This is a genomic window from Ruegeria sp. H9 (assembly GCF_056532915.1).
Genome location: NZ_JBQFNX010000001.1, coordinates 296,143 through 322,862, shown reverse-complemented (window position 1 = coordinate 322,862; position 26,720 = coordinate 296,143). Strand labels below are relative to the sequence as shown.

The window sequence follows — 26,720 nt, the reverse complement described above, 5'->3', positions numbered from 1 at the left end:
CTAAAATTCCAGTTCTTTTCTGGATTTGGTGGCGCCAAACACAATCTGTCCTCGCCGGATGGTTGCAACAATCGATGTGTCGAGCAGCCGTTCAGGATCATCTAGGGGATTGCGAGAAAGGATGGCGAAATCTGCCAGTTTTCCGGGCTCAATCGAACCGCGCTGATCTTCTTTAAACACTTGCCACGCCGCATCGATAGTTTGTGCCCGAAGCGCAGACAGTACGCTGATCTTTTCCTTTTCACCCAGTTGCCGGCCGGACGCAGTCAGTCGATTCACCGCGCAATGCGCCAGATGGATTGGCCGCGTTGGCGTAACCGACGCGTCATTGTGGATCGTATAGCGTACACCGTATCGTTCCGCAGTTGCGGCTGGCGAAATCCGTTCAGAGCGTTCCGGGCCGAGGAAGGTATCGTAATGTCGGTCCCCCCAGAAATGCACATGTGCTGAAAAGAAGCTGACAGTTATTCCAAGCCGCGCCATGCGGTCCAGTTGATCGTCGCGCAGAACCTGGCCGTGGATGATTGTATGGCGGTGATCGTCTCGCGGATGCGCTAACAAGGCCTTGTCCACCGCATCGATGAACATCTCGGCCCCGGCATCCCCGTTGCAATGGCAGTGGATCTGAAACCCCATAGCGTGTAGGCGGAGAACCTCGAAATCCATGTCGACCTGCGTGGCATAGATCATGCCACAGGGGTGATCGGGGTCCAGCGACTTGTGGTAGGGCGCAGACAGATAGGCAGTCTGTAACTGGAACGCGCCATCGGTAAACAGCTTGCGCGCACCCAGCGTAAAATTTGGGTTGCCGGGCCAGTTATCGTCGATCCAGCCCTGGCTCAGAGCCGGTTCCAGATCGGCAATTGGCAACAATTCCAAATCAATGCCGGGATCCTGATCGGCAGGAAGGCTGGCAAAGTGGTCGAGCATAACCTGCGATGCCCAAGCGTTCTGTGCATAAGTTACTCCGTGGGACAAATACTCATCACGGCAGGCGTTGAACCCTTGCCAGAACCTGTCCCGGTCGATCAGAAAATCAGTGTCGCCCATTTCGCCCATGGCCGACAGCCCTTCGACCAGCCCCGTCAGGGCGCCGGTATCGGGGTCGCGGCCATAACGCCCTCCGGCCGGGTCCGGGGTGTCGCGATTGACGCCATGCAGCTTCAGCGCCATCGAATTGGCCACGCCATTGTGACCCGAAGCATGCAGAACCCAAATTGGATGCGCCGTTGAGACATCATCCAGTTCGGCCCGGGTAGGCATGCGGCCTTCTGCAATGGCGGTGTTGTCGAACAATACGCCCATCACCCAATCGCCCTCGGGCGTCTCTTCGGCTCGGCAGCGCAGCTTTTCCAAAGCTTGCGCCATATCCATACACACGCCGCGCGGAGGTGATGCAAGATCAACCCGAAACAGCTGGATGAAGCCGGGATCGGGGAAGTGGCCGTGCGAGTCGAAGAAGGCCGGGATCAGGGTCTGGCCAGCTAGGTCATATACACCCGCATCGGATGACATCTGCCGCCGCAGCGTTGCTTCGTCCCCCACCGCAATGATGACATCGTCCCGCACCAACACCGCCTCGGGTCGGGAATTGTCGGCGTCCATCGTCAGGATGGGACCGCCGAAATAGAGTGTTGCCCTCATCCTTTAGTGACCCGGAGCAGGCGCACCCGACAAGGGTGCGAGACAGCGCAGCCCGTGGCCCGCCGCAACCTCCCATTGCGGTGTCTGTGTGCAGATGTCTTTGGCAAACGGGCATCTTTCGCGGAACTCACAGCCCGACGGACGTTGCAAGAGGCTGGGCGGCTCACCTTTGAGCGCGATCCGTTCAAGGCGCGCATCGGGGTCCGGCTCGGGGTTGGCGCTGAGCAGGCAGCGGGTATAGGGGTGGCGCGGATCGTCGAAGATCGCCTCTGTCTTGCCTTCCTCGACCAGTCGACCCAGATACATAATGCCCATGCGGTCTGCCACGTGGCGCACCACGTTCAGGTTGTGGGTGATGATCACCATCGCCAGGCCCAGGCGTTCCCGCAGGTCATTGAGCAGGTTCAGCAGCTCACCCTGTACCGAGACATCCAGCCCCGCCGTTGGTTCATCCGCCAGGATCAGTTTCGGCTCCAGCGCCAAAGCGCGGGCAACACCAACCCGTCGTGCCTGGCCACCGGACAATTGATAGGGGTAGCGGTCCGCGAAATGCACCGGCAGGTTCACCATTTCCAGCAGACGCTTGGCTTCGGCATCCAGATCGCGATCTTTCATGCCCTGAATGCGATAGGGTTCCGTGATCAGGCTTCGAATTGTCAGGCGTGGTGACAAGCTGCCCACAGGGTCCTGAAACATCATCGCCATGTCCTTGCGCAGCGGACGCATTACCCGTTCCGGCGCGCCTCGTATCTCTTGCGTGTCAAACACGACCGAACCGGCCTGCGCCGGGGCCAGGCCCGCAATCGCACGGATGACAGTTGTCTTGCCCGAACCGCTTTCGCCGACAAGCGCATAGGTTTCGCCAGCTTCGACCTCAAAGCTGACGCCCGCCAGCACGTTGACCGGGCCATAGCTGGTTCGCAGGTCTTGGACATTCAGCAGGCTCATGTCACGGCCTCCTCATGGTTCAGCCAGCAGGCGGCGTGATGCCCTTCTTTCAGACGATCCAACGGCGGAACGTCCGTTGCGCAGCGTGGCATCGCCTGATCGCAGCGGTCGCGGAAAATACAGCCGCCGGGCAGGTTGGCCAGATCGGGCACTTCGCCCGGGATGGTTGGCAGGACCCGTGCGCGTTCCTTGATATGGCCCGGGTCACAGTCGATTAGACGGCGTGTGTAAGGGTGCTTGGGATTGTGAAAAATCTCGCGCACTTCACCGCTTTCGACAACGGCGCCTGCGTACATCACAACCACTCGGTCGCACAATTCCGCGATCACACCCAGATGGTGCGAGATAAATAGGATGGCGCAATCGAACTCGCGCTGCAGCTCTTGCAAGCGCTCAATGATTTGCACCTCAAGCGTGGCGTCCAGCGCGGTGGTCGGCTCATCCGCGATCAGCAGGTCGGGTTCTGAAATCAACGCCATGGCAATGGCGATCCGCTGTCGCATTCCGCCAGAAAACTCGTGCGGAAACTGCTTTAAGCGCGCTTCAGGGTCCGGAATTCCAACAGCCCCCAGCATCTTTGCCGCATTGGCCAGTTTTACCTGCCTGCTTGTCTTTGATCGATGCTGAATATCAACCATCTGCTGGCCAATGGTCAGAACCGGATTGTGGGTCTGCATCGGGTCTTGAAAGATGATCGAGATATCGGCCCCGCGCAGATCCCGCATCCTGCGTTCAGGCACTTGCAACAGGTCTTGCCCCTTAAAGCGTATTTCGCCTAGCCGGAACCGCGTGTTCGGTGCGGTCAGCCGCAGGATCGACGAGATCAAGGTTGATTTTCCGCAACCAGACTCACCGACAATACCCACGATCTCACCTTTGCGGATGTCAAAGGTGATATCCCGCAATGCCTTGAGATCTCCGCGTGCCGTTTCATAATCGACGCTGAGGTTCTCGATTTCCAGAAGAGTTTCGGTCATCGCTGTTTCCTCAGTTTGGGATCAACCACGTCGCGCAAGGATTCCCCTAAAAACGTAAAGCCCAGGGTTGCCAGAATGATCGGCAGACCGCCGCCCACCACCAGCCAAGGTGTCTGTCGGATCAGGGAATACCCGTCCTTCAGAAGTGCGCCCCAACTGGGGGTTGGGGGCTTCACGCCAAGCCCGAGAAAGGACAGCCCCGCCTCAAGCGCGATCACCGTCGGGATGTCCATAGCAGCCAGGACGGCCAGAACCCCCACGATATTTGGTAGCATGTGCACACCCAAGATGCGGGCCATGCTGGCACCCATCGAACGCTCGGCCAGAATGAACTCGGAATTGCGCAACGTCAGGGTCTGCGTTCGCGCCACACGGCCATAGGTTGGGATCGAAGTCGCCATCACCACGAACACAACCGTTTGCAAACTGGGACCGACCAGGGCCACAACGGCCAGTGCGAACATCACGGTTGGGAAGGATCGGATGGTGTCAAAGAACAACATCAACAGGTTGTCGAGCCATTTTGGCCCATACCCCGCAATCATTCCCAAGGTTAGGCCAATTACCATCGCACCAAAGACCGCAGGCAAGGCGACTTTCAACGCAACCTGACCGCCGGCAATCACGCGGGAAAACGTATCGCGGCCAAGTTGGTCCGTACCCAGAAGGTGCTCGGCAGACGGGCCTTGCAACCGGGCTTTGATATCCATGGCCACAGGATCATAGGGCACAATCCAATAGGCGAAAATCGCACAGAAGACGATGGTGCCGACAATGACCAAACCAATCAGACCCAGAGGGTCGCGGGCGACGCCGACAATGATCTGACCAAGTTCAGAACGAGATTTTTCCATTTCGGCTTTCCTCAATGCGCTTGTCTAGCGCGTGGGTCGAGCCACGCATTGATCAGATCCGCCAGTGCGGTCGACACGACGAACAAACCGGTTGAGATCAGAACCGAGCCCATGACAATCGGGTAATTGCGAGTGGTTATGCTGTCGATCACCAGCTTGCCCAGACCCGGGCGCGCGAACACTATTTCGGCGAATACGGCCGAGCTCAGCAGGAAACCCATGCCGACGCCGATCACCGTGACAACCGGAAGAATGGCGATACGCAAGGCATAAACCATCACCACGCGGCGCTCTGCGATACCGAAGGCTCGTGCGGTCCGAACGTGGTTTTCGCCTAAGACTTCCAACATCGAGGCGCGCACCAACCGCGCGATGTAGCCCACCCAGCTTAGCCCGATGGCAAAGGCGGGCAAGACGAGGTGATCAATGCGGCCCCAGAAGCCTTCGCCCGCGCCGATGGCTGGAAACCACTGAAGATGCACGGCAAAGACCAATAGCGACAGAAGTGCTACGACAAAGGCGGGTGCTGCAACAAAACTGACCGAAATCGCCGCCGCAATGCGATCGATCAGAGTGTTTGGATGGGCAGCGGCATATGCCCCAAGTGCAATTCCCAAAGTGGCGGACCACAGGATCGACGCAAAGATCAGTTCCAGAGTGTAGGGTAGCTGCTGGAACACGATATCTGTCACTGACCGGCCCGAGAATACGTCGATTCCCAGATCGCCACGGGCCAGGTTTCCATAGAATATGACCAGCTGTTTCCAGATTGGTTGATCCAGCGCCAACGCAGCGGTGAGCTGGGCCTGAAGCTCAGGTGTTGCGCGTGGCCCCAACATGATCTGGACCGGGTCCCCGGGGACGGCGCGGATCATCAGGAACATGACGGTAACCGCCACGAAGAGGATAAGCAGCGCTAGCCCGAAGCGGCGGGTTGCAAACTTCAACATGAAAAGCTGGCTCCTTGTGGATGGGTGGCGAGCTGTTTTGTCCGGCGGGCGTCAAATCCCGCCGGACGTAGCCGACCTTTGGGAGGTCAGGTCGCCTTGCCGAAGTACCGCAGCAGTGCCAGACCGTCGGGTCTTAGCGCGGGGGTGACACGCGCCGAATGAATCACCGGTGTCGCCTCGTGGGTGATAAAGCGGTAGGCACCACTTTCTTCCATCAGATCCTGCGCCCGCTGATACATCTCAGCGCGTTTGGCCATATCCGCTTCCTTGAATGCCGAGTTGTGAATTTCGTCAAATTCAGCGTTGCTGAACCGCTCCCAGTTCCAGATGCCGACCTGTTCGGTGGTGAACCAGGCCGTCGCATAATATGGATCGGGGGTCATCGAGAAGCGGTTCAGAACCAGTTGCAGGTTCTCGTTGTCTCCGCTTGCCCAGAATGCACCGGATTCCAGTACGTTGACTTCGACCGTGATCCCGATCTGCGCCAGAGTTGCCTGAATGATCTGAGCCGTCGTGGTGAAAGTGGTCTTGTTCAGCGTGTCCAGCGTAAGCGTCACATTGGTCTCGCCAGATTCCGCCAGCAATTGCGCCGCTTTCTCGAAGTTTGCCGCCGGAGGGACCAGAGATTGCGGGCGGTGGCCCGCAAGGCCAGGTGCGATGATGCCTGTCGAGGGTTCAGCGGCTCCAAAATAGGCCGCCTCTAGGATGCTTGGTACGTCGACTGCATGTTGAATCGCCTGACGCAGTTTTGGGTTCTGAAGCTTGGGGTGATCCAGATTCATGCCCAACCAGACATAGAATAGTGAGGGTTTTTCGACCAAAGATCCGCCATTCGGAACACCGGCCCGATAGCGTTCGACCGATCCCAGCGAAACCCGAGTCATGTCCAGTTCGCCCGCCTCAAAGGCGATCTCGGCGGTGTTTTCGTCGTCGATCGGCAGGATTTCGATTGTGTCCCATGTTGGTGCGTCACCCTTCCAATCCGGGTTGCGCTTAAGCACGGTTTTCTCTTTGGGTGACCAGCTGTCCCGCAGATAAGGGCCGGATTCAGCGACCGGATCAGCCCCGATGCGGCCCCCTGCGGCCTCGACCGCAGCTTTCGAGACGATGTTGCCGGTTATGTAGGGCAGGGCGATCGACCAAATCGGAGCAAACGGCTCGTTCAGAACGATGGTACCTTCGCGTTCGCTGCTCACTTCGACATGGCTGAACGGACCCAAATCGGGCTTGTTCGGGCTTTCGGTCGCATCGTCCACGATACGCTCCATGCTGAATTTCACGTCTTCAGCGGTCATCGCACCGAAGCCATTGGTGAAACCGATATCATCGCGTAGGGCGAACTTGATATGGGTCGGGTCAACCTGCTCGATCATCGCCGCCGCATCCAGCTGCCAACCCCATTCCTCGCCGGGCTTGTATTGGATCAACTTGTTGTAAATCGAGGCATGCACTTCTTCTTCGACAACACCGACGGAATGTGCGGGGTCCATGTTCTGGGCATCACCGTAGGCGCGCACCCGCAACACCCCGTCATCAGCGGCGAAGGCGCGATTGGCCCAGCTTGCAGGCAGCGCGGATGCCGCCCCAAGCGCAGTTGCCCCTTTCAAGAAGCCCCTGCGCCCGACATTTGCTTTTGTCCATTCGATTTTCATGATGTTCTCCCTTGGGTCAGATCGTTTACAGAAGCCTGCGCGGGATGGTTTCGTTCCATTCCTTTGTCAGAACTTCTGTTTTGTCCGCGCCTTCGGTGGCGCGCAGTTTTCGATGCAGATAGAAATTCTCGACGTCACAGGTCATCGCGTTTTCGGTGCTGATCTCGACCTGCCATTCGTCCCTCTCGAACGTGAAACGCCAGCCCGCCGTGAATTGCGCGGTCGCTGGGTCATCAGGATGGATCGCATAGCGCATGGCGACGTGGCTTCCGACGATCAGGCCGTGGCCGGGGTCCTGTGCTTTGCCGTAGTCGTCGAATGTCTCAAGTATGACGGTTCCGTCCGCTTCGATGCGCCGTTCGGATCGGCCCGACGGCGCGCGCAGCTCGGTGCTTTGCAACGTCGGATAATCCTGCGCTGGTCCGGGATGTGCAGGATCAGCTTCCTCAGACATCGTCCGAACCGGCAAATACAGCGCCGAACCTTGCAGTTGCAACGTCACCTCTGCTGCTTCTGGCGCGGGCCAAACGATTGGCCAGTAAGAGGTAGACAGCGCAAGACGCAGGATATGACCGGGTTTCACGCGATGCGCGCACTCATTTAGTGCAATTTCCGCACTGTAGACCTGACCGGGAACCAACGCTTCAGGGGTCTCGTGGCTCTTGTAGTGCGTCAGGTTCAGCGCCCGATAGGTGATCCGCTGAGAAACCCCATCCGGGGCGACATCACACAATCGCGCAATCAGTTGGGCTACCGGTCTGTCCACGGTGAAGGACAGTTTCAGTCGCGCCCGTCCAAGCAGTTCAAGCGGCTTGTCCAGCGGTGCCGTATCGAAACAAAGCGACATTGCGTCATCGGCTGCTTGATCTTCGGCCAACTCATTGTCGATCCGCATGCCCGGGCAGAAATACCCGCCAGCCTGTCCGATATGGGCCGGATTCGATACGGCTGTCTCGGCCGTAGTGGCGACGTCGGAAAACCCACCCAATCCCAAATGCCAGACTTCATCGCTGACATTGGGCGACGGCCATTCTGTCTCGGCGATCCAGCGGCCCTGCCTGGGTTTGTTCTTTTTGCTCGGGCCAAAATGATCCTGCATATAGGTTCGGTAGGCGGGCAGGTCTTCGGCGCCATTCTGCTGCCCCTTCAGCCAGCGATCAAACCAGCCGATCACCTCGGAGTGGAAATCCCCAGCCTCTAGTTTCGAGATATGCGGATAGCGGTGCTCCCACGGTCCGATCAGCGCTTTTGACGGCACGGCCAGATTTGCTGCCAGCGCTGGCGGAGCGTTGACATATGCATCCGACCAACCCGTTATCGCAAGAACCGGAGCTTGAATCGCCGACCAATCCTCGCAGACCGAGCCATGTTTCCAGAACGCGCTGCGCGTTGGATGACGCAACCAATCGGCTGCTGAGAATGGTACATTCTCAAGTCGGGCAAGCCAGTCTTCTCGCCAATCAGATCGCAGCTCGGGGTCTGCGGGCCGTGTCAAATAGGCGAACATTTGACTGCCCCAGTTGATATTGTCGCTTAACAGGCAGCCGCCCATGAAGTGTATGTCATCGGCGTACCGATCCACGGTCGAGGCGACACTGACCACCGCCTTGAGCTCGGGCGGATGGCGAAAGGCCAGCTGCAGCCCATTGAACCCTCCCCAGGAGATACCGATCATCCCAATGTTTCCGTCGCACCAGTTTTGTGCGGCGATCCAACTCAGAACGGCTTCACCATCGCAGAGTTCCTGTTCCGAATACTCGTCGTCGAACTGCCCCTCGCTATCACCGGTTCCGGCAATGTCGACGCGGATGCAGGCGTATCCTGCCTCGGCAAATACTGGATGAGTGGTTGCATCTCGCGGCGCAGTTCCATCCCGCTTGCGATAGGGGAGGTATTCCAGAATGGCGGGTGACGGCCCGGTTTCGGGCAACCAAATTCGTGCAGCCAGTTTCCGACCATCCGGCAGGGGGATCCAGGTGTTTTCGATGATTTTTGTGGACATTCGGAGCGAGGTCCCGTTGTTGCGTTTGGTACAGCCAACCCGCATTCCGAAAATTATTGAACTGAGCTACTTTACGCGCTTTTATTCAATCTTTAGCATTATAGCGTCAAAACGCGAAAGAAATGACACTTATGTCCGAAAGTTTTTCCGCAAATTTACGGTCTTTGTGCGCCGAGCGAGGCAATATCTCGCAAGTCTGTCGAGAAATCGGCCTGAACAGGCAGCAGTTTAATCGCTACCTCAACGGCGAAAGCTTGCCATCAGCCCACAACCTACGCCGTATCGCTCGGTATTTCGATCTGCCTGAGGCGCAGCTTTTTGCGCCTCGGGCGGATTTCGAAGAAACATTGAAAGACTCGATCGTCCGTCGGAAAGAAACTCCTGCCAGCTTGTTTGTTAAGCCGTACAGTGATCAGGTGAAGAATCTCAGACGCTATGTGGGCTTCTATCATTCTTTCTTTTGCACCCCGTCTTGGCAGGGGCGCATTTTTTGTTCTCTGATCCGACTTAAAGAGGTGGATGGCGTGGTGACGATCCGCTCGCACGAAAACGCCACGTCCCCGGACAAAAGCGTTCGGCAGATTTCGCGCTACGAAGGGCTGGTTGCCCTGCGCGGTAACAGGATCTTCGCCACGGAACATGAATGCGGCAAGGAAGGAAGCATTGCGCAGACCATCCTTTATTCCGCGCATCGCCAACAGCTAAAATACTTGCGTGGCATGACAATGGGTGTGGCTTGGCGGCCGTTTCCACACCCTTATGCGGCGAAAACAATCTGGAAACGGCTTGATGAGCGCATTACCGCCCGTGAAGCGCTCACTGCCTGCGGTGTCTATTCAGAACAGAGTAAATCAATCGACCTGGCGGTCCGAAAGTACCTTTTGGGATCAGGCGATGCCCATTTTTCTGCGATACCGACAGAACTTGCCAATTGAGTGATGCATTTTGAAATCGCCGTTTAGTGGCGCCACTTTCGCACGGGGCGGATCCTGTTTGTGACTCAGAACCTTGTGATGACCGTCGCACCGATTGAGGTAAACTTATCCATCCCTATCAAGGCCTTGGGTGCGTCTTCCAGGCTGATTTTTTCCCCCACCAACCGGGCCGGATCCAACTTGCCATTTTCAATCATGTCGAGCATCGTGTCATAGCGATGCGCCTGCATCCCGTGCGAACCAAGCAATTCGATCTCTTGTCCTACGATCTTTGGCATGGGTACTGCTGGCGAAGCGTGATCACCCAGCATCAGACCGACCTGAATGTGCTTGCCGCGCGGACGCAGGCAGAGGATTGAGTTGGTCATAGTGACGGGATGACCCAAAGCGTCGATTGACACATGGGAGCCGCCTTTGGTGATTTCGCGGATCGCTTCGGGAACATCAGCATCTGTACCGTTAATGATCGCAACTGCACCCAGTTCTTGCGCAAGTTCGAGTCTGGCTTCGTCTAGATCAACCCCGATGACATTGGCCCCGACGGCGGCAGCAATCATAACGGCTGACAGACCGACCCCACCGCAGCCATGCACGGCAACCCATTGACCGGCCGAGACCCTTCCCTGATCGACGACCGCGCGGAATGAAGTGGCAAACCTGCAGCCAAGGCTGGCGGCGGTTGCAAATTCCATGGTTTCAGGCAGCGCGACCAAATTAAGGTCAGCCTGATGAATTGGTACATATTCCGCGAAACTGCCCCAATGGGTAAAGCCGGGTTGCTCTTGATGCAGACAGACTTGCTGATGCCCTGCGTGACATTCGCTGCACGTTCCGCAGCCGCAGACGAAAGGCACGGTTACTTTGTCGCCAACTTTCCAGTTCTTTACATCCCGTCCGACGGCTTCGACCACGCCAGCCAACTCATGACCGGGTATGTGAGGCAGCTCGATATCACTGTCATGCACCATCCACCCGTGCCAATCGCTGCGACAAACGCCAGTGGCTTCGACCTTCAGAACAACGCCATGAGTATCGGGTGCAGGGTCGTCGACTGTGACAACCTTGGGGGTTTGTTGGAACTTCTCGAACAGGACAGCCTTCATAGTGTGCTCTTTCATTTTTTCGAAAAGTTGTGTGAACCTAAACCAACTCAGCCGAACTGATCCAGCCTTAGGGATGAACCCAGGTTGTGGCATTTTAGCACTATTTTAACCAAATCCAGTTTTAGACAAATTTAAGAAATCCACTCTCCTTAAACTTGCGCATATCTTTCTTTAGGTGGTGATGGGGAAATTCCCAAAAGCAATGTGTTGCTTTTGGGTGCAGCTCTTCTTTGCCTTCTGTGCTGGTGAATTGGGTTGTAGGGTCTCAAGGTGTCAAAGTTTTCAAACCTGCTGTTTGCGCTTTCTATTTTTCTATTTAATTCAACACCTTTGCTTGCCGCGCCGACTGCAGATTCAATTGTTGGAGACACTGTTAACAACCCTGTGACTGGTCTGGATACGACAGTCACCGCACTGATCGTGGATCCCGCTTCAACACCTACAGCCGGGGCGACGGCTTTTGTTGAGACGGCGGATGGCTATGTGTTTCTCGTCAAAGATGCCGGCGATACAATTTACAACTCCGACAATCCCCCGCTGGCATTTGAGATTGTATCCATAACGGGAACAACGGCTCAGATCAGTAATTCTGGTGCGACCGGAACGGCCAGCTTGTCCACTCAGCTGACCCTGTCTCAGTACAACAGCAACTTCAACAGTTCGGGTACTCCTGGCTCTGTCACCCCGCCGGTGAACGTCTCCGGACCTAACGGTGTGAGCCAGGTCGTTTACGGGCGAGATGGCAGCAATGGGCGCGATGGTGCGCTTGTTGTGCCACCAAGTTCAGGTGGAAACGGTGCCGATGGCCCAACCCAGACACAAACCCTGAGCGGGAATGTCAACGCAACCAGCAATGTTGGTTGGCAAGTGGGTAGCGTTGGCGGTGACGGTGGTCAGGGCGGCGACTCGTATCTGAGCTTTTGGGACGGGCGCGATGGCGGCGACGGCGGGGAAGGCGGCACGGTAAACGCAACACAATCCTCCAGCAGCACGATCCAGACATCGGGCGACGGCTATGACGGTATATTTGCGTTCAGCCGCAGCGGCGAGGCTGGTGATGGTGGCAGCGGCTTCGCGGCTCCGGGTGGGGGCACCGGTGGCCACTCGGCAGATGGTGGCGATGTAACCGTTACGCAGCGGGGTGACATTTCTACGTCCGGCGACTCGGCTGATGGCATCTATGCGCTGAGCGTTTCGAACAACGGCGGTAATGGTGGGTCACAATGGGGGCTGGTTGGCTCGTCCGGTAACGGAGGCTATGGCGGTAGCGGCGGCACAGTAACGGTAAACACGACCTCAAGCGGTAGCATCTTGGCGACCGGCGACTATGCGAACGGTATTTACGCCCAATCCATCGGCGGTTCGGGGGGGTCAGCGGGGACAAGTGGCAACTTGTTGGTTTCGCTCATTGGCGGGGCCGATAATGGCGGAAATGGAGGCAGGGTTAACGTCTCGCATGGTGGCGCGATTGAAACACAAGGTGATTTCGCACGCGGTATTGTTGCCCAGTCCATCGGCGGCGGCGGCGGTTCGGGCGGAACTGCAGGCGGCCTGGTATCCCTTTCTCTTGGTGGTGTGGGCTCGAACGGCGGTAGCGGGGACGCGGTAAATGTCACTGTGCAAGGTTCGGGAAGCATCCTGACTTCGGGCATTGGTGCCGATGGCGTCATGGCGCAATCCATCGGCGGCAGCGGTGGAACCGGTGCAAACTCCTATGGGCTTGTTGCGATTGGTGGCACAGGATCTCGGGGCGGAACGGGCGCTGCGGTGAGCGTCAGCAACTACGGGCGTATTGTAACCGAAGACGACAACGCCCGCGGGATTATCGCGCAATCCATCGGCGGCGGTGGCGGTGACGGCGGCTCGTCCGGCGGAATGGTCTCGGTCGGTGGCAATGGCAGCGGCGGTGGCAGCGGGTCCACTGTGACGATCGTGAATGACGGGATCATCACCACTTCGGGTGATGATGCGATGGGTATTCTGGCCCAGTCGATTGGTGGCGGTGGCGGCAATGGTGGTTCGTCCGGTTCGGTAGGTGCGTTTGTCGGGGTAGCCATCGGTGGTGATGGCGGGGCCGGAGGGACCGGTGGCAATGTCAACTTAACCTTATCCAACACCGATGGCAGCCAGCCGTCGGCTATCCGGACTTCGGGCGCGCGCTCGGCAGGTGTATTTGCACAATCCGTCGGCGGCGGTGGCGGCAACGGTGGCGGAGCGGTCTCGGTTGCGGTTGGCGCATTCGGCGCGGCATCGGTCTCGGTTGGTGGGTCCGCTGGCAATGGTGGCAACGGTGGGACGGTCACGCTTAGCGGCAGCGGTTCAGCTTCTGTACAAACCGGTGGTGACGACTCGGTTGGGGTGATGCTGCAATCTGTTGGCGGTGGTGGCGGCAATGGTGGCTATGCCGTATCTGTCGCAGCGTCAGGCGGCCCGGTATCGGGTTCGCTGGCTGTTGGGGTTGGCGGTGACGGTGGTACGGGCGGCACGGGTGGTCCGGTCACTGTTGGCCAGTTCGATGGTAGTGGCGTCGCAACGGCAGCTGGGTTTGAAGGCACTGTCGTCACGACCGGAAACCGATCGACAGGCATGCTGTTCCAGTCCGTCGGCGGGGGTGGTGGCAATGGTGGTTTGGCGGTCGCTGCGACCGGTGGCGCCTCGGCACTATTTTCGGGCAACGTATCAGTTGGAATTGGCGGCAAGGCCGGCAGTGCGGGCAATGGTGGACTTGTTCAGGTCTATACCAATGCTGACGTGACCACGACTGGCACAAGCTCCAGCGCGATTATCGCGCAATCCGTTGGCGGCGGTGGCGGTAATGGTGGTGGAAGCATCGCGGCCGGTATCAGCGCAAGCGGAGGCGCTGCGGTCGGGATCAACGTCGGTGTCGGCGGAGATGGTGGTGGTGCCGGTATCGGTGGCAACGTCACTTTGCGCGCCGGTGGGACCTCAATCGAAACCAGTGGCGCATTCTCCAGCGGTGTCGTTGCGCAATCCGTTGGCGGCGGCGGTGGTAATGGTGGTTATGCCATCGGTGCCAGCGCCGATATTGCGGGCGGCGCTGCCGGGTCCATCAGTGTAGGCCTCGGCGGCAAAGCTGGCGGTGGAGGTGCGGGCGGTACAGTGACGGCCCAAGTTGATGCGGATGTCACAACCCGTGGGGACGATGCCGGTGCGGTCGTGGTGCAATCCATCGGCGGTGGCGGTGGCAATGGCGGTTTCAGCGTCGCTGCTGGCTTGGCGGCCGGCGGTGGCGGTGCCGGAACGATTGGAGTCGGACTTGGCGGCGACGGAGGCAGCGGCGGCATAGGCGGTACGGTAACCGGCGTGCGCGTCAACGGCGAGGTTCGGACCGAAGGTGCACGCTCGACGGCTGTCGTTATTCAATCCATCGGCGGTGGCGGTGGTAATGGTGGTTTCAATGTCACTGCCGGTGTGGCAGCGGCAGGAGCCGGTGCTGGGTCAATTGGCGTCGGGCTCGGCGGCAACGGCGATACAGGCGGCAATGGCGGCGTGGTTGAAGGCCAGGTTGCTGGAAACGTCACAACAGTGTCCGAAGGCTCAGGCGGCGTAGTTTTCCAATCCATCGGCGGCGGTGGTGGCAATGGTGGCTTCAACGTGACGGCCGGTGTTGCTGGTGCGGGGGCAGGTGGCGGTGCCGTCACCGTAGGCCTTGGTGGCGACGGCTCAGGAGGTGGAATCGGTCAATCGGTGACAGGTCGAGTCACAGGCACCGTAAGCACCGGTGGCGCGGACTCTACTGCCGTTCTGGCACAGTCCGTTGGCGGAGGCGGTGGCAATGGTGCTTTTAATGTTAGCGCGTCACTTGCAGGGGCTGGGGTTGCGAGCGGTGCAGTTTCAGTTGGCCTTGGCGGCGACGCTGGTACGGGCTCGACGGGTGGCACAGTCAATCTGACGACTACAAATACGATTGTAACTGTCGGGGACCGTTCTTCAGGCGTCGTCGCCCAATCCATCGGCGGTGGTGGCGGCAATGGTGGGTTTAATATCTCGGGGACTGGGGCCGGTGCAGGTACTGCAAGCGGTGCGGTCAGTGTCGGGCTTGGTGGAACGGGCGCAGGTGGCGGTAATGGCGGGTCGGTTACGCTAAGATCCAGTGGGACAATTCTGACGCAAGGCGACTCGGCGACGGCCTTCCTCGCGCAGTCCATCGGCGGTGGCGGAGGTAACGGCGGGTTTAACGTCAGCGCATCGGTTCAGGGATCGGGCACTGCAGGGGCTGGCGTCTCGGTCGGATTGGGTGGCAACGGCGGCGGTGGCGGCGATGGCAGCACGGTCGATGCCACATCGAATAATGCGGTTGAAACGCAGGGGGATCAGTCCTCGGGCGTCGTAGCGCAATCCATCGGTGGCGGAGGCGGAAATGGTGGGTTCAACGTAGCCCCGGTTCTGTCGGGCGCAGGTACAGCCAGTGGTGCGGTGAGTGTAGGACTGGGTGGTTCAGGTGATACCGGCGGCAATGGCGGCATTGTCACGCTGACTTCGAATGGCACCATCCTGACGGATGGCTTCGCCTCAAGTGGGTTTGTTGCGCAGTCGCTTGGCGGTGGCGGTGGTAACGGCGGGTTCAATGTCTCGCCCACCGTGTCCGGGGCTGGAACGGGTGCGGGATCAGTTTCGGTTGGTCTGGGCGGCTCAGGGTCCGCCGGGGGTGACGGCAGTTTGGTGGCGGCCAGCACAACAGCTAACGTGGTAACCCGAGGGGATGCTTCGGTGGGTATCCTCGCGCAGTCCGTTGGTGGCGGTGGTGGTAATGGTGGCTTCAATGTCTCACCGGCTTTGGCTGGGGCCGGCACCGGATCGGGCGCGATCAGCGTTGGCCTGGGTGGGTCCGGTGGCAGCGGCGGCACGGGGGGTGTTGTTGGCCTGACGGTTGCCAATAGTGTTCAAACCGAAGGTGCGCAGTCCAGCGCAGTTGTGGCGCAATCAATCGGCGGCGGCGGCGGCAATGGCGGGTTCAACGTTTCTGCTTCCGTCGGTGGCGCAGGTACGGGTTCTGGCGCTGCGGCAGTTGGCTTGGGCGGTCGTGGAACTGGCGGCGGTGACGCCTCGGCGGTCACGGCGAATGTAACCGGGAATCTGATCACGCAAGGTGAAACCTCCAGCGGTCTCTTGGCACAATCTGTCGGCGGTGGCGGCGGTAATGGTGGCATGAACGTCTCGGTTGCAGTGGCCGCGGCGGGCACCGGCTCGGGTGGGGCATCCGTGGGTCTTGGTGGGGCGTCCGGTACCGGCGGCAACGGAGGCACAGTTGAAGCCACATTGAACGGAAACGTCTCGACACAAGGCGATGAATCCGGCGGGGTGATCGTGCAAAGCCTTGGCGGCGGTGGGGGCAATGGAGGCATGAATGTTTCCGCCACAGTCACTGTCGCAGGAACCGGCAGCGGTGGTGCGTCTGTTGGTCTTGGTGGCAGCGGTGGCGACGGGGGCGACGCGGATACGGCCGAAGGCACGGTCGTTGGCAATGTTACCACTACCGGTGACAATTCTGGCGGCGTCTTGGTGCAATCTGCTGCAGGCGGCGGTGGCAATGGTGGGCTGAATGTATCAGCCGCCGTGAACATCTCGGGCACCGGAGGCGGCGCCGTTGGGGTTGGCATCGGTGGCTCGGGTGGCGATGGCGGTGCTGCGAGCGCGGCGACGGGGTCGGTCACCGGCGATGTCACTACAAGTGGTGAGAACGCGACGGGCGTTCTGGTCCAATCCGTTGGCGGCGGCGGCGGTAATGGCGGCGTCAACATTTCGGGCGCTCTGAGCATCGCACGCACTGGATCGGGTGCGGCAGGTATCGGCGTGGGCGGCTTCGGCGGCAGTGGCGGGACCAGCGGGGTAGTCGACAACACGTTCTCTGGCAATGTGAGCACCTCGGGTCCGCGGTCGGCTGGTATTATCGCACAAAGCCTTGGCGGAGGTGGCGGCAATGGCGCCACAAACATTTCCGGGGCCATTTCTGTAGCCAGCAACTATTCCGGGGGTTTGGGGATCGGCGTCGGCGGCTTTGGCGGGGACGGTGGTGCGGCAGATAACGTCACGCAGCGGGTCACCGGAGATGTCATGACAACCGGTGATGACTCGGTCGGCATTCTGACGCAAAGCCTCGGCGGCGGTGGTGGCAACGGCGGCGCCAACATCTCGGCAGCGTTGTCTCTGTCCCGATCAGCCAATGCGGCGGTCGGCATCGGTGTGGGCGGCTTTGGCGGCGGCGGCGCTGATGCCGGAGCGTTGGTGCAATCGACAATCACCGGCGGAGTGACCACGACCGGCGATCGCAGCACCGGGATCCTGACACAGAGCCTTGGCGGCGGTGGTGGCAACGGCGGCACTAATATCTCGGCCTCGTTGGGTATCAGCCAGGAAAATGGCGGCTCGGTCAGTCTGGGCGTTGGCGGCTTCGGTGGCGGGGCGGGTAACGCTGGTGAAGTGAACAGCACATTGCGCTCAAGAACGGACAGCAGTGGCACAACTTCGGTGGTAACCACTGGCGTAGACAGTATTGGTGTCATAGCCCAGTCGGTCGGCGGCGGCGGCGGTAACGGCGGTCTGAACGTTTCTGGCGCTGTCAATCTCACCGGCAAATCCGGTGCAGCGGTTGCCCTGGGACTTGGTGGCTTTGGTGGCGGTGGTGGCAATGCCGATGCGGTCACGTTGGATGTTCAAAGCGATGTAGTGACGGCGGGTGACGGGTCGCATGGTCTGTTTGCGCAAAGCCTTGGTGGCGGTGGCGGTACCGGGGGCGTGAATATTTCGGGCACTCTGGCGCTGACTAAACCATCGGGGTCGGACACGATCTTTTCGGTTTCAGCGGGTGTTGGCGGCTTTGGCGGGGCTGGCGGTGACGCAAGTGACGTCGATCTGGACTATACCGGCAATGTGCAGGCCGTTCCGATGGTCGAGCAACCGGATGGAACATTCGCTGTTGATGAAAGCAAAGGAGCCAGTGGCATCATTGCTCAGTCGCTTGGCGGCGGCGGCGGTGACGGTGGTACGAACGTCTCGGGCGGCCTCGCGATCAGCGGCAAACCCGGCGCAGGCCAGACAGATAGCAGCAAATCCTACGCGGTTGTCGTGGGCGTCGGGGGCTTTGGTGGCGGCGGTGGAGACGCCGGAAATGTCGATGTGAACATTGGCGCAGGCAGTACGATCACAGCTCACGGCACTGGCCAATCCGGCCTGCTGGCCCAATCCGTTGGCGGCGGCGGTGGCAACGGTGGTCTGAACGTGTCAGGCGGGATCGTATCCGACAGCTCTCTGATCGTGGGCGTCGGTGGTTTCGCAGGCGATGGCGGTCAGGCCGGAGACGTCACGGTCACCTCGCAAGCGGATATTACGGTTACAACGAACCCGGACGATATATCGATCCCCAACACAACGACGTTCGAAGACAAACTGCGTGATTTCCTGGGCGACTCGATCGTAGATGAGACCGAGGAATTGGCATCGAACTTCGGGTTGGAACGCCTGTTCATCGACATGGGTGTCTTCAACGAAGAAAAGCCGGATACTGACGGTTCGGCGGGTCTACTGGCGCAGTCCATCGGCGGCGGCGGCGGCAATGGCGGTCTGAATGTCTCGGGTGGAATCGCGCTCAGCAAAGATGGCAAGATCCCTTCGGTTACGTTTGGCGTCGGAGGCTTTGGCGGTGACGGCAATGTCTCGGGCAATGTGGGCGTCAATCACGCGGGAACTGTGTCAGTCGCCGGCAACTGGAAACATGGAGTTTTGGCCCAGTCGATCGCAGGCGGCGGTGGCAACGGTGCTTTGAACGTGACCGGGCAGCTGAACTATGGCGACTCCAACAACTCGGACGGCAAAACGGATCTGAGCATTGTGGGCGGCCTTGGCGGCCACGGAGGTACTGGTGCGGATGCGGGTGACGTGTCGGTCACTCAGACCGGCAACATCGCAACAAATGGCTATCACGCGCGCGGAATCTTTGCCCAGAGCATCGGCGGCGGCGGTGGTACCGGCGGCATTAATGCGACCTTTGTTGGTACCAAGGACAGCTCACCTATCGCGATGGGGATCGGCGGCTTTGGCGGCGGTGGCGGCGATGCGGGTGACGTGACCGTCGCGCGTGGCACAGCGGCCCTTGCTGCGGGGACAATCACGACCGATGGCGTTGGATCGCACGGTATCGAGGCGTCGAGCATTGGCGGCGGCGGCGGCGATGCGGGGATCAACGCAGTTGTGGGTATCAGCAAGACCACCGGCAACCAAAGCAACGGCGGCACAGGCGATTCATCCGATCGTAAGACACCGACCAATACCGGCGTCGATGACTCGGTCATCGCCAACTACAACGCGGTTTTGGATGAGCTTGAAGGCAAGGTGAACCCTGCAGATTCCTCTGGCAATAAAACCGGTGTGTCAGCGGTGGTTGCCATCGGTGGCGATGCAGGTACGGCAGGGGACGGTGGCGAGGTCGATGTTGATCACTATGGTGATATCGTCACCTTGCAAGATGGCAGCCACGGTGTGTTTGGGCAATCCATCGGCGGTGGCGGCGGCAACGCCGCCTTGAACCTCGGCATGACCTATGAGCTTGCCTCCGACGCGACCAACAAAGGCTTTGGCTTGGCTATTGGCGGCGGCACGGGTGAGGGCGGCATCGGTGGTTCGGTGGATGTGCGCAATACAGGCGACATCGCGACCTCGGGCGCAGATTCCCATGGTCTGTTTGCGCAGTCCGTTGGCGGCGGCGGCGGCAATGCTGGCTACAATTCGGCATCGACGTCGGTTGATGGCGGCAATGTAAACATCCAGATCGGCCGCACGGGTGGAACCGGGGGCAGCGGCGGGGACGTCTATGCCAGCTCGAACGGCGCGATCAGCACGACGGGCAACCGGTCTTATGGCTTCTTTGCACAGTCCATCGGCAATGGCGGGGGTAACTCGTCATCAACTTCGGTCAGCATCGGCACCCCGAAATCCGGCGACAGCAAAGGCAACAAAGCCAGCCTGTCAGTCGGGCTTGAAGGCGGTACGGGTGGCGCGGCAGGCGATGTGACTTCTGTGGTGGCGGGCACCGTCGTCACGCAGGGCGATGACGCACATGGCGTATTTGCGCAGTCAGTTGGCGGCGGCGGAGGCAATGGCGGTAAGGCCAGCAACTCGGCTGGCAAGGGCACGTCAATTGCCTTGTCCATCGGTGGTACCGGCGGCACCGGAGGCGTTGGTGGCACGGTGGACGTGACCAACACTGCCCAGATCGCAACGTTCGGAGATCGCTCGATTGGGCTGATGGCGCAATCCATCGGTGGCGCAGGCGGAACTGGCGGCATGGTACAGGCCGGACAATCGAACCTCGATACCATCAAAGCTGTGGTCAACCCGTCCACAGTCGGCACCACAGCATCGATCAACATAGGCGGTACAGGTGGGGACGGTATGACCTCGGACATCGTGACCGTTGTGAGCGACGGAATAATCAGCACAGCAGGCACCATGGCCCATGGTATCTTTGCGCAGTCCGTCGGAGGCGGCGGCGGCATGGGTGGTGTCGTGGAAAACCGCATCATCAGCCTGCGTAAAGAGATTGGAAACACCGCGACATTATCCATCGGCGGCAACGGCGGCTCGGGTGCGATGTCGGCGGCGGTATCTGTGACCAACCGGGACGTGATCCTGACCACGGGCGACAAGTCGGTGGGTATCTACGCGCAATCGGTCGGTGGTGGCGGTGGTGATGCACAGCAGGTTCGAAACATTATTCTGGGCCGGTCCTCGGAGGGGTCTACGACAAACGCGATCCTTATTGGTGGCACCGGCGGCACCGGTGGTTCTGGCAGTACAACCACTGTTGTGAACGAAGCCGATGGTACGATCGTGACCAGCGGAGCGGAAAGCCACGGTATCTTCGCGCAGTCTGTCGGCGGTGGCGGCGGCAATGGCGGATCGACAATCTCGGTTGATGGTCGCTATGGCGGGGCCGAGGCGAGCACTCGGCGGGCGTTGCTGTTTGGCCTGGGTGGCTCGGGTGGTTCCGGTGGAACCGGAGGCAACGTGGCCGTCACAAATGCGGGCACGATCATCACCATTGGTGCAGGTGCGCATGGCATCTTTGCTCAATCCGTTGGTGGCGGCGGCGGCAATGGTGGGAGTTCGATTACTGGGACGCTGCGGCTAAAGACTGGGGACAACAGCTCTCCGACCGCGCAGTTGAACATCGGTGGTTCGGGTGGCAGTGGCAATGCTGCCGGAAACTCGGTTGTCACCAATACCGGCGACATCCGCGTTGATGGCGAAGGGGCCTACGGTATCTTCGCGCAATCCGTTGGTGGGGGCGGCGGTAACGGTGGTTTGGCCGTCGCGATGGATGTGAACGACCTCAAAAACACCATGACCGGCCAATCATACTCGAAGATCGCCATTGGCGGTTCTGGTGGCGACGGGGCGGATGGTGGAGATGTCACGGTCAACCATACCGGTACGATAGTCGTGAACGCCGAAAACGGGTTCGGTATCTATGCCCAATCCGTAGGTGGCGGCGGCGGTAATGCGGGATATTCGGTATCGTCGCCCTTAGTCTCGGCGCTGGATTACACGATCTCTCATGTGTTGGGCGCGCGAGAAGGGACCACCGGATCGGTGGGAACCGCGACTGTCAATTCAACCGGTGACATTCTGGTGAATGGTGCAGGCAGCGAGGCCATCTTCGCACAATCCGTTAACGGCGGCGGCGGCAACTCTGAAACATCGGTCGACTTTACGACTGCGACGGCAAGCGCGGGTGGAACCGGCACTGTTTATATCAGTGACATCTCGCTGGGCGGTGATGATGTTTCGGGCACAGCGGGCAGCCAGGTTGCCCAGTCGCACGCCGGTAACATAGCGACCACCAGCGACCGCTCGACAGGTCTGATGCTGCAGAGTGTTGGCGGCGGTGGTGGCACATCGGCCAACAACATCAGCCTTCAGGATGGCGACGGTATCGAGATTGATGCGCGCCTGGGCGCGATTGATACGAATGATGCAGCAGGTGGCGATGTGTTCGGCAGCCGGACGGGCGATGTCGGCACAGATGGTGCGTTTTCCTCTGCAGGTACGGCGCAATCTATTGGCGGCGGCGGCGGTAAGCTGGTGCTCAACAGCACGGGCACGGCTGATACCAACAGGTTTGCTTCGGTAATCCTGGGGTCCGATCCAAGCTTCCGCAACAACGGCGGTGATATCGATCTTGATCTGAATGGAGATGTCTTCACCAGCGGTGACCGGTCCTTTGGCCAAAGCGTTCAAAGCATCGGCGCGGGCGGTGGTGAAGCTGTCGTTGCTGGTCTTGGAGGCGTCGATGTGACCCTCGGGGCGCAGGACGATTCAACTGGAGATGGCGGCAACGTCGATTTCACCAATACCGGTGACGTAAACACAAGTGGTACCGGATCGCATGCGTTCGTGATCCAGAGCATCGGTGGCGGCGGTGGTCTTGTCACGACAGACCTGGACCCCAGCCAGGTGACCGTAAATCTGTCAGCTGCAAATGGCGGGGACGGCGGGGACATTCTGTTCTCGCAAACTGGTAACACGGTCACCAGCGGAGAGAACGCGATCGGTGTCGCCGCGCAGTCGTTGGGTGGTGGTGGCGGCATCGTCGATTCCATATTCCGGGGTGCCGCAGGTGGCGCCGGGTCGGGCGGTGCTATCGACATGACCCTGACCGGCAATGTCTTGTCGGTCGGCGACGGTGGCATTGGCGTCTTTGCACAATCCGAAGGCCGTGACGGTGCAGACGCCATTATGCTTGGGTTCGATGGTGTTGTCATGGGCGGCACCGGGCAAGCGAACTCGGTTGCCTCGATCATTGTCGAAGGAGGTACCGACAACACGCTGACCCTATCAGAAGACGCGGTGCTGATCGCGGGCAATAACCAACTGGTGAACGGCGGCGATGGCAATGAACAAATCACGCTGTCCGGACGCGCGCTTGGGAACCTGAACCTTGGTGACGGGACGAATGGCCTGACCGTGGAAGATGGTGCAACCTTCTATGCATTGGATACCGTGAATCTGGGCGACGCCGGGCTCATGCAGGTGGATGGCAACTTGGTTCTGGGCGCAAATTGGGGCGTCGACGGAGGCCTGACGGCTGCTGTTCAAGCGGATGATTTTTCCTTCACCGAAAATGTCAGCCAGACCACGAACGTGACCGGAAGTCTGGCCTTTGGCGGCACTGCGACTTCAACGTTCGACGTGTATTTCCGAACCACTGGCATATCGGGTGGAGACAGCGATCTGATCAATGTCACCGGGGATGCCACCATTGGTGGTACATTGGTGCCGCGGTTGAACACGCTCGAACGCGCATTGCCGCTTGTCATCATCAATCCCGATGGAACGGCCGCAGATGCTGGCACGACCATCCAGGACACTGTGGTTCTTGATTACTCCATTGGTTTGAGCGGGGCGACGTCGGACGGCAGTTCGATCGATCTGGTGATCACACCAGACTATTCGACGCCTAGGATGAACTCCAACCAGACCGCGATCGGTGACTATATCAATGATGTCCTGAATGGGCGGGGAACGTCCGACCAGGGCGAGCTTTTGGCGCTGATCGGGAACATGCAATCCGAGGCCGATGTGATCGCGGCCATTGAGAGCTTGTCGACAGCGGACTACGCCGCAGATGCGGTGGATGCGTATTTTGGCACGCGGGTATTCGCGGATACGCTGCAAAACTGCGAACGCTACACCAATTATCAAGCCGGGGATGATCCGCGTAACTGTATCTGGTTTACCGGCGGCCGCTATTTCTTCGACCGCGAGCAGACCGGGATTTACAACGATCTGAACGTTAATAACACCAATTGGTCGGCGGGTGTCCGTCTGCCGGTGGGGGATGAGTTGTATGCAGGGTTTGCCCTGGGCTACGACCAGATCAGCCTGCAGAACGGATCGCAATACAATGCATCTGGCGATCGGTTCAATCTGGGTGCATCGCTGACCAAATACACAGGCGCGTGGGAGTTTGCGGCCATGCTGTCGGCAGGTTGGTCAAACTACGATACAAGCCGTGCAGGTGGGATCCGGGGCGTTTTGCCCAATGGCACAATTGTGGACACCGTTGGTGTCAGCGAGATCAAGCACAAGATGAACCACCAGAACCTGCGGCTCAGCCTGGCGTATGATCAAAGACTTGGCGCTGGTGGAGCGTACCTGCGCCCCGAACTGGCCATCGATGCGACGCGGTTGGCGACGGAAAGCAATGGCGATGCCACTTTGTCAGGTATCGTCTTGCAGGACGACAACGAGATGATCTATTCGCTGACGCCGTCGATTGAGATCGGGACCGAGCAGATCCTGAGCGCCTCGCAGAAACTGCGTGCGAGCCTGCGCGCCGGTGCCATCCTCTCGTCTGACGACACGGTGTCGGTAACCGCTGGCTTCAGTGGGGCCAGCGCCGCCGACGGAGGGTTCGTGAATACCAGCTATATCGGTGACGCCCACGGCGTCGTGTCCGCGCGGTTGGGATTGTTTGCTTTGGATGACAGCAGCTTTATCAACCTGAGCCTGGACCATATGTTTGGAGACTCAACCGAAGCCCTGCAGGTTGGCATTGGCCTTGGGATACAATTCTAGTTTATGAGGAACAGCAGTATGAAAACTTGGATCTACGCTTTGGTGGCGTCGTTCGGTTTGACAACTCAACTTGGCGCACAGGAAAACGAAGCGCCATTGTGGTCGGTCAACTGCAGCAATCAGGTCAACGGAACTGAATTGATTTGTGAAATGACCCAGACCATTATCTTAACCGAGAACAATCAAAGGCTTGCCTCGATTGCGTTCGTCAAACCTGCCGGCAGAGACGAGATCGAAGCGGTGCTGACACTGCCATTTGGCCTGCTGTTCTCTGAAGGGCTGATTGCTAAAGTGGATGATGCCGAGATCGCGCGGCTGGATTTTCTAACCTGCGAAGCACAGGGTTGTTTTGCCCGTTCTCCTGTCTCTCAGGACTGGATGTCAAAGATGCGCGCTGGCAATCTGTTGAGTATTGAAAGCGTAAACCGGGTCGGCGATCCAATTTCCTTTGGTTTCGATCTGGCGGGATTTAGCAGAATATCCGATATGCTGCCGTGATTGCCTGGCCTTCCTTCCAGAAGGCCGCACAGGCCTTCTTGGTTAGCAACGCGTAGAAGGGTCTGACCAGAGCGTTCATTTTGTGATTGCACTCGCAACGAGCGGAGGCTGCGGCATAGGGCTATGTGATGGCTTTGGATTTCCGAGATGCGAGCGTTCGCGCCGACTAGTTCTCAGAGACACTCCCGGTCGGCGATGTCGAGGGTGCGGTCCAGAATCGCCAGCCCTGTAATCAGGTCGTCTTCACTGATGTTGAGCGGTGGGGTCAGGCGGATCACGTTCGAGAAGAATGACAGGTAGAGGCCTTCGTTCATCGCAAAGCTCATCATCTCGCTCATGGGTCTGGCGTCTTCGCCTTTGGCGGCAAATGGCACCAGCGGTTCGCGGGTGTCGCGGTTCTTGACCAGTTCGATGCCATTGAACATGCCCTTGCCGCGAATATCCCCGATCGAGGGGTGTTTCTTTGCCAGCTTGTGCAGCTCTGCGCGCATCTTCTCACCCATCGCGGTGGCGTGGGCCAGCGTGCCTTCTTCCCGCATGGCGCGGATCGCGGCAACGCCAGATGCGCAGGCCAGCGGATGGCCGGCATAAGTCAGGCCTCCGGGCAATGGGTAATCGCGCAGCCAGTCATGCAGCTCGGTACTGACGGACATGGTGCCAAGCGGCACGTAACCCGAGTTGATGCCCTTGGCCGAACAGATGATATCCGGCTGCACCCCCCAGTGATCGACGGCGAACCATTCTCCGGTGCGGCCAAACCCGGCCATGACCTCATCCGCGATCAGTAGGATGCCATATTTCTCGCAGGTTGCCTTAATAGATTGCAGATATCCGTCGGGTGGCACGATGATCCCGTTTGTGCCGACAATAGGTTCCAGAATGACAGCGGCCACGGTGTTGGGGTTTTCATACATCAGGATTTCTTCCAGATGCGGTCCACCTTGGGCGACCGGGCACTGGGCGGGGTCTTTGTGGCCCGTCGGCAGGCGGTAGACGTAAGGATCAAGCATCCGCACGACGCCCGGCATATCGGCGCGGGTCAGATGGTGACGTGGATCGCCCGTCAGCGACAGCGTGCCTCCGGTTGCTCCGTGATAGGAACGGTAGCGGGCAATGATCTTTGTCCGACCGGTGTAATGCCGCGCCAAACGGATCGCGGTTTCATTGGCCGCTGAGCCTCCGGTCGTAAAGAAAGTCGACGAGATATTGGCAGGCGTAATCTCGGTCATGATTGCCGCGAGTTCGGAACGCACGTCCGAGCCCATGGCCGGGCCGATATAACAAAGCTTGTCCGCCTGATCCTTAATCGCTTGTACGATCTTGGGGTGCTGATGACCCATATTGGCGTTTACCAGTTGGGATTGGAAGTCGAGGTAGCGTTTGCCGTCGCTGTCCCAGAACCAACTGCCCTGAGCACCTGTTATGACGCGCGGGCGGCTGCCCTGCTTTGACCAGCTTTGCAGGTAATGGTCCGCGTGCATGTCTTTGACCCACTCGGGATCGTGTGAGGGGTAGGCGTTGCTGAAGTCTTCCATGACAGGCCTCTTGGCGTGCGGGGTTG

Annotated in this window: 12 protein-coding genes and 1 pseudogene; 4 read left to right on the top strand and 9 right to left on the bottom strand. The window is 59.3% G+C overall.

The window, feature by feature from the left end; all coding sequences use genetic code 11:
• The 7 genes from ACR0CZ_RS01470 to ACR0CZ_RS01440 all read right to left on the bottom strand — a co-directional run bounded on the left by ACR0CZ_RS01470 (position 1) and on the right by ACR0CZ_RS01440 (position 9,027).
• A complete protein-coding gene (locus tag ACR0CZ_RS01470; protein WP_170394247.1) occupies positions 1–1,644 on the bottom strand; it encodes an amidohydrolase in 1,644 nt (547 codons plus the stop codon).
• Between the two features lie 3 nt (positions 1,645–1,647).
• Positions 1,648–2,592: an ABC transporter ATP-binding protein gene (locus ACR0CZ_RS01465; RefSeq protein WP_170394249.1), complete on the bottom strand. Its 945-nt coding sequence runs from the start codon at positions 2,590–2,592 to the stop codon at positions 1,648–1,650.
• Positions 2,589–3,569, bottom strand: coding sequence for an ABC transporter ATP-binding protein (locus tag ACR0CZ_RS01460; RefSeq protein ID WP_170394251.1), 981 nt, complete (start codon positions 3,567–3,569; stop codon positions 2,589–2,591). The genes ACR0CZ_RS01465 and ACR0CZ_RS01460 overlap by 4 nt, the downstream gene beginning before the upstream one ends.
• The gene (locus ACR0CZ_RS01455; protein ID WP_170394253.1) at positions 3,566–4,423 is read right to left on the bottom strand and encodes an ABC transporter permease; all 858 of its coding nucleotides are present in this window, start codon (positions 4,421–4,423) and stop codon (positions 3,566–3,568) included. The genes ACR0CZ_RS01460 and ACR0CZ_RS01455 overlap by 4 nt, the downstream gene beginning before the upstream one ends.
• Before the next feature lie 11 nt (positions 4,424–4,434).
• Positions 4,435–5,373 (bottom strand): ABC transporter permease, encoded by a 939-nt coding sequence (locus ACR0CZ_RS01450; protein ID WP_170394255.1) that lies wholly within the window; start codon positions 5,371–5,373, stop codon positions 4,435–4,437.
• A gap of 86 nt (positions 5,374–5,459) precedes the next feature.
• A complete protein-coding gene (locus tag ACR0CZ_RS01445; protein ID WP_170394257.1) occupies positions 5,460–7,025 on the bottom strand; it encodes an ABC transporter substrate-binding protein in 1,566 nt (521 codons plus the stop codon).
• Between the two features lie 25 nt (positions 7,026–7,050).
• Entirely contained in the window at positions 7,051–9,027 is a 1,977-nt protein-coding gene (locus tag ACR0CZ_RS01440) for a CocE/NonD family hydrolase (RefSeq protein ID WP_480502999.1), read from the bottom strand.
• A gap of 122 nt (positions 9,028–9,149) precedes the next feature.
• Between ACR0CZ_RS01440 and ACR0CZ_RS01435 the strand changes: the two are divergent.
• Both ACR0CZ_RS01435 and ACR0CZ_RS01430 read left to right on the top strand, forming a co-directional pair.
• Positions 9,150–9,290 (top strand): annotated as a pseudogene (locus ACR0CZ_RS01435) (helix-turn-helix domain-containing protein); the annotation flags it as partial.
• 84 nt (positions 9,291–9,374) lie between these two features.
• On the top strand, positions 9,375–9,962 hold the full coding sequence (locus ACR0CZ_RS01430) for a hypothetical protein (protein WP_480537159.1): 588 nt from the start codon (positions 9,375–9,377) through the stop codon (positions 9,960–9,962).
• A 65-nt stretch (positions 9,963–10,027) separates the two neighbouring features.
• On the opposite strand, the gene ACR0CZ_RS01425 is transcribed toward ACR0CZ_RS01430, so the two are convergent.
• Entirely contained in the window at positions 10,028–11,065 is a 1,038-nt protein-coding gene (locus ACR0CZ_RS01425) for a zinc-dependent alcohol dehydrogenase family protein (RefSeq protein ID WP_480537157.1), read from the bottom strand.
• 384 nt (positions 11,066–11,449) lie between these two features.
• Between ACR0CZ_RS01425 and ACR0CZ_RS01420 the strand changes: the two genes are divergently transcribed.
• Entirely contained in the window at positions 11,450–24,661 is a 13,212-nt protein-coding gene (locus ACR0CZ_RS01420) for a hypothetical protein (protein WP_480537127.1), read from the top strand.
• Between the two features lie 18 nt (positions 24,662–24,679).
• Complete coding sequence (locus ACR0CZ_RS01415) at positions 24,680–25,159, top strand: invasion associated locus B family protein (protein WP_170407630.1); 480 nt, start codon at positions 24,680–24,682, stop codon at positions 25,157–25,159.
• A 173-nt stretch (positions 25,160–25,332) separates the two neighbouring features.
• Here the strand turns inward: ACR0CZ_RS01415 and ACR0CZ_RS01410 are convergent, their stop codons facing one another.
• Positions 25,333–26,694, bottom strand: a complete 1,362-nt coding sequence (locus tag ACR0CZ_RS01410) for an aminotransferase class III-fold pyridoxal phosphate-dependent enzyme (protein ID WP_480503004.1) — start codon at positions 26,692–26,694, stop codon at positions 25,333–25,335.
• Positions 26,695–26,720: the final 26 nt, after the last annotated feature.

Coding starts and splice junctions, on each gene's coding strand:
- ACR0CZ_RS01465 (WP_170394249.1), bottom strand. CDS start 2,592: ATGAGCCTGCTGAATGTCCAAGACCTGCGAACCAGCTATGGCCCGGTC.
- ACR0CZ_RS01415 (WP_170407630.1), top strand. CDS start 24,680: ATGAAAACTTGGATCTACGCTTTGGTGGCGTCGTTCGGTTTGACAACT.
- ACR0CZ_RS01450 (WP_170394255.1), bottom strand. CDS start 5,373: ATGTTGAAGTTTGCAACCCGCCGCTTCGGGCTAGCGCTGCTTATCCTC.
- ACR0CZ_RS01410 (WP_480503004.1), bottom strand. CDS start 26,694: ATGGAAGACTTCAGCAACGCCTACCCCTCACACGATCCCGAGTGGGTC.
- ACR0CZ_RS01455 (WP_170394253.1), bottom strand. CDS start 4,423: ATGGAAAAATCTCGTTCTGAACTTGGTCAGATCATTGTCGGCGTCGCC.
- ACR0CZ_RS01470 (WP_170394247.1), bottom strand. CDS start 1,644: ATGAGGGCAACACTCTATTTCGGCGGTCCCATCCTGACGATGGACGCC.
- ACR0CZ_RS01460 (WP_170394251.1), bottom strand. CDS start 3,569: ATGACCGAAACTCTTCTGGAAATCGAGAACCTCAGCGTCGATTATGAA.
- ACR0CZ_RS01440 (WP_480502999.1), bottom strand. CDS start 9,027: ATGTCCACAAAAATCATCGAAAACACCTGGATCCCCCTGCCGGATGGT.
- ACR0CZ_RS01425 (WP_480537157.1), bottom strand. CDS start 11,065: ATGAAGGCTGTCCTGTTCGAGAAGTTCCAACAAACCCCCAAGGTTGTC.
- ACR0CZ_RS01445 (WP_170394257.1), bottom strand. CDS start 7,025: ATGAAAATCGAATGGACAAAAGCAAATGTCGGGCGCAGGGGCTTCTTG.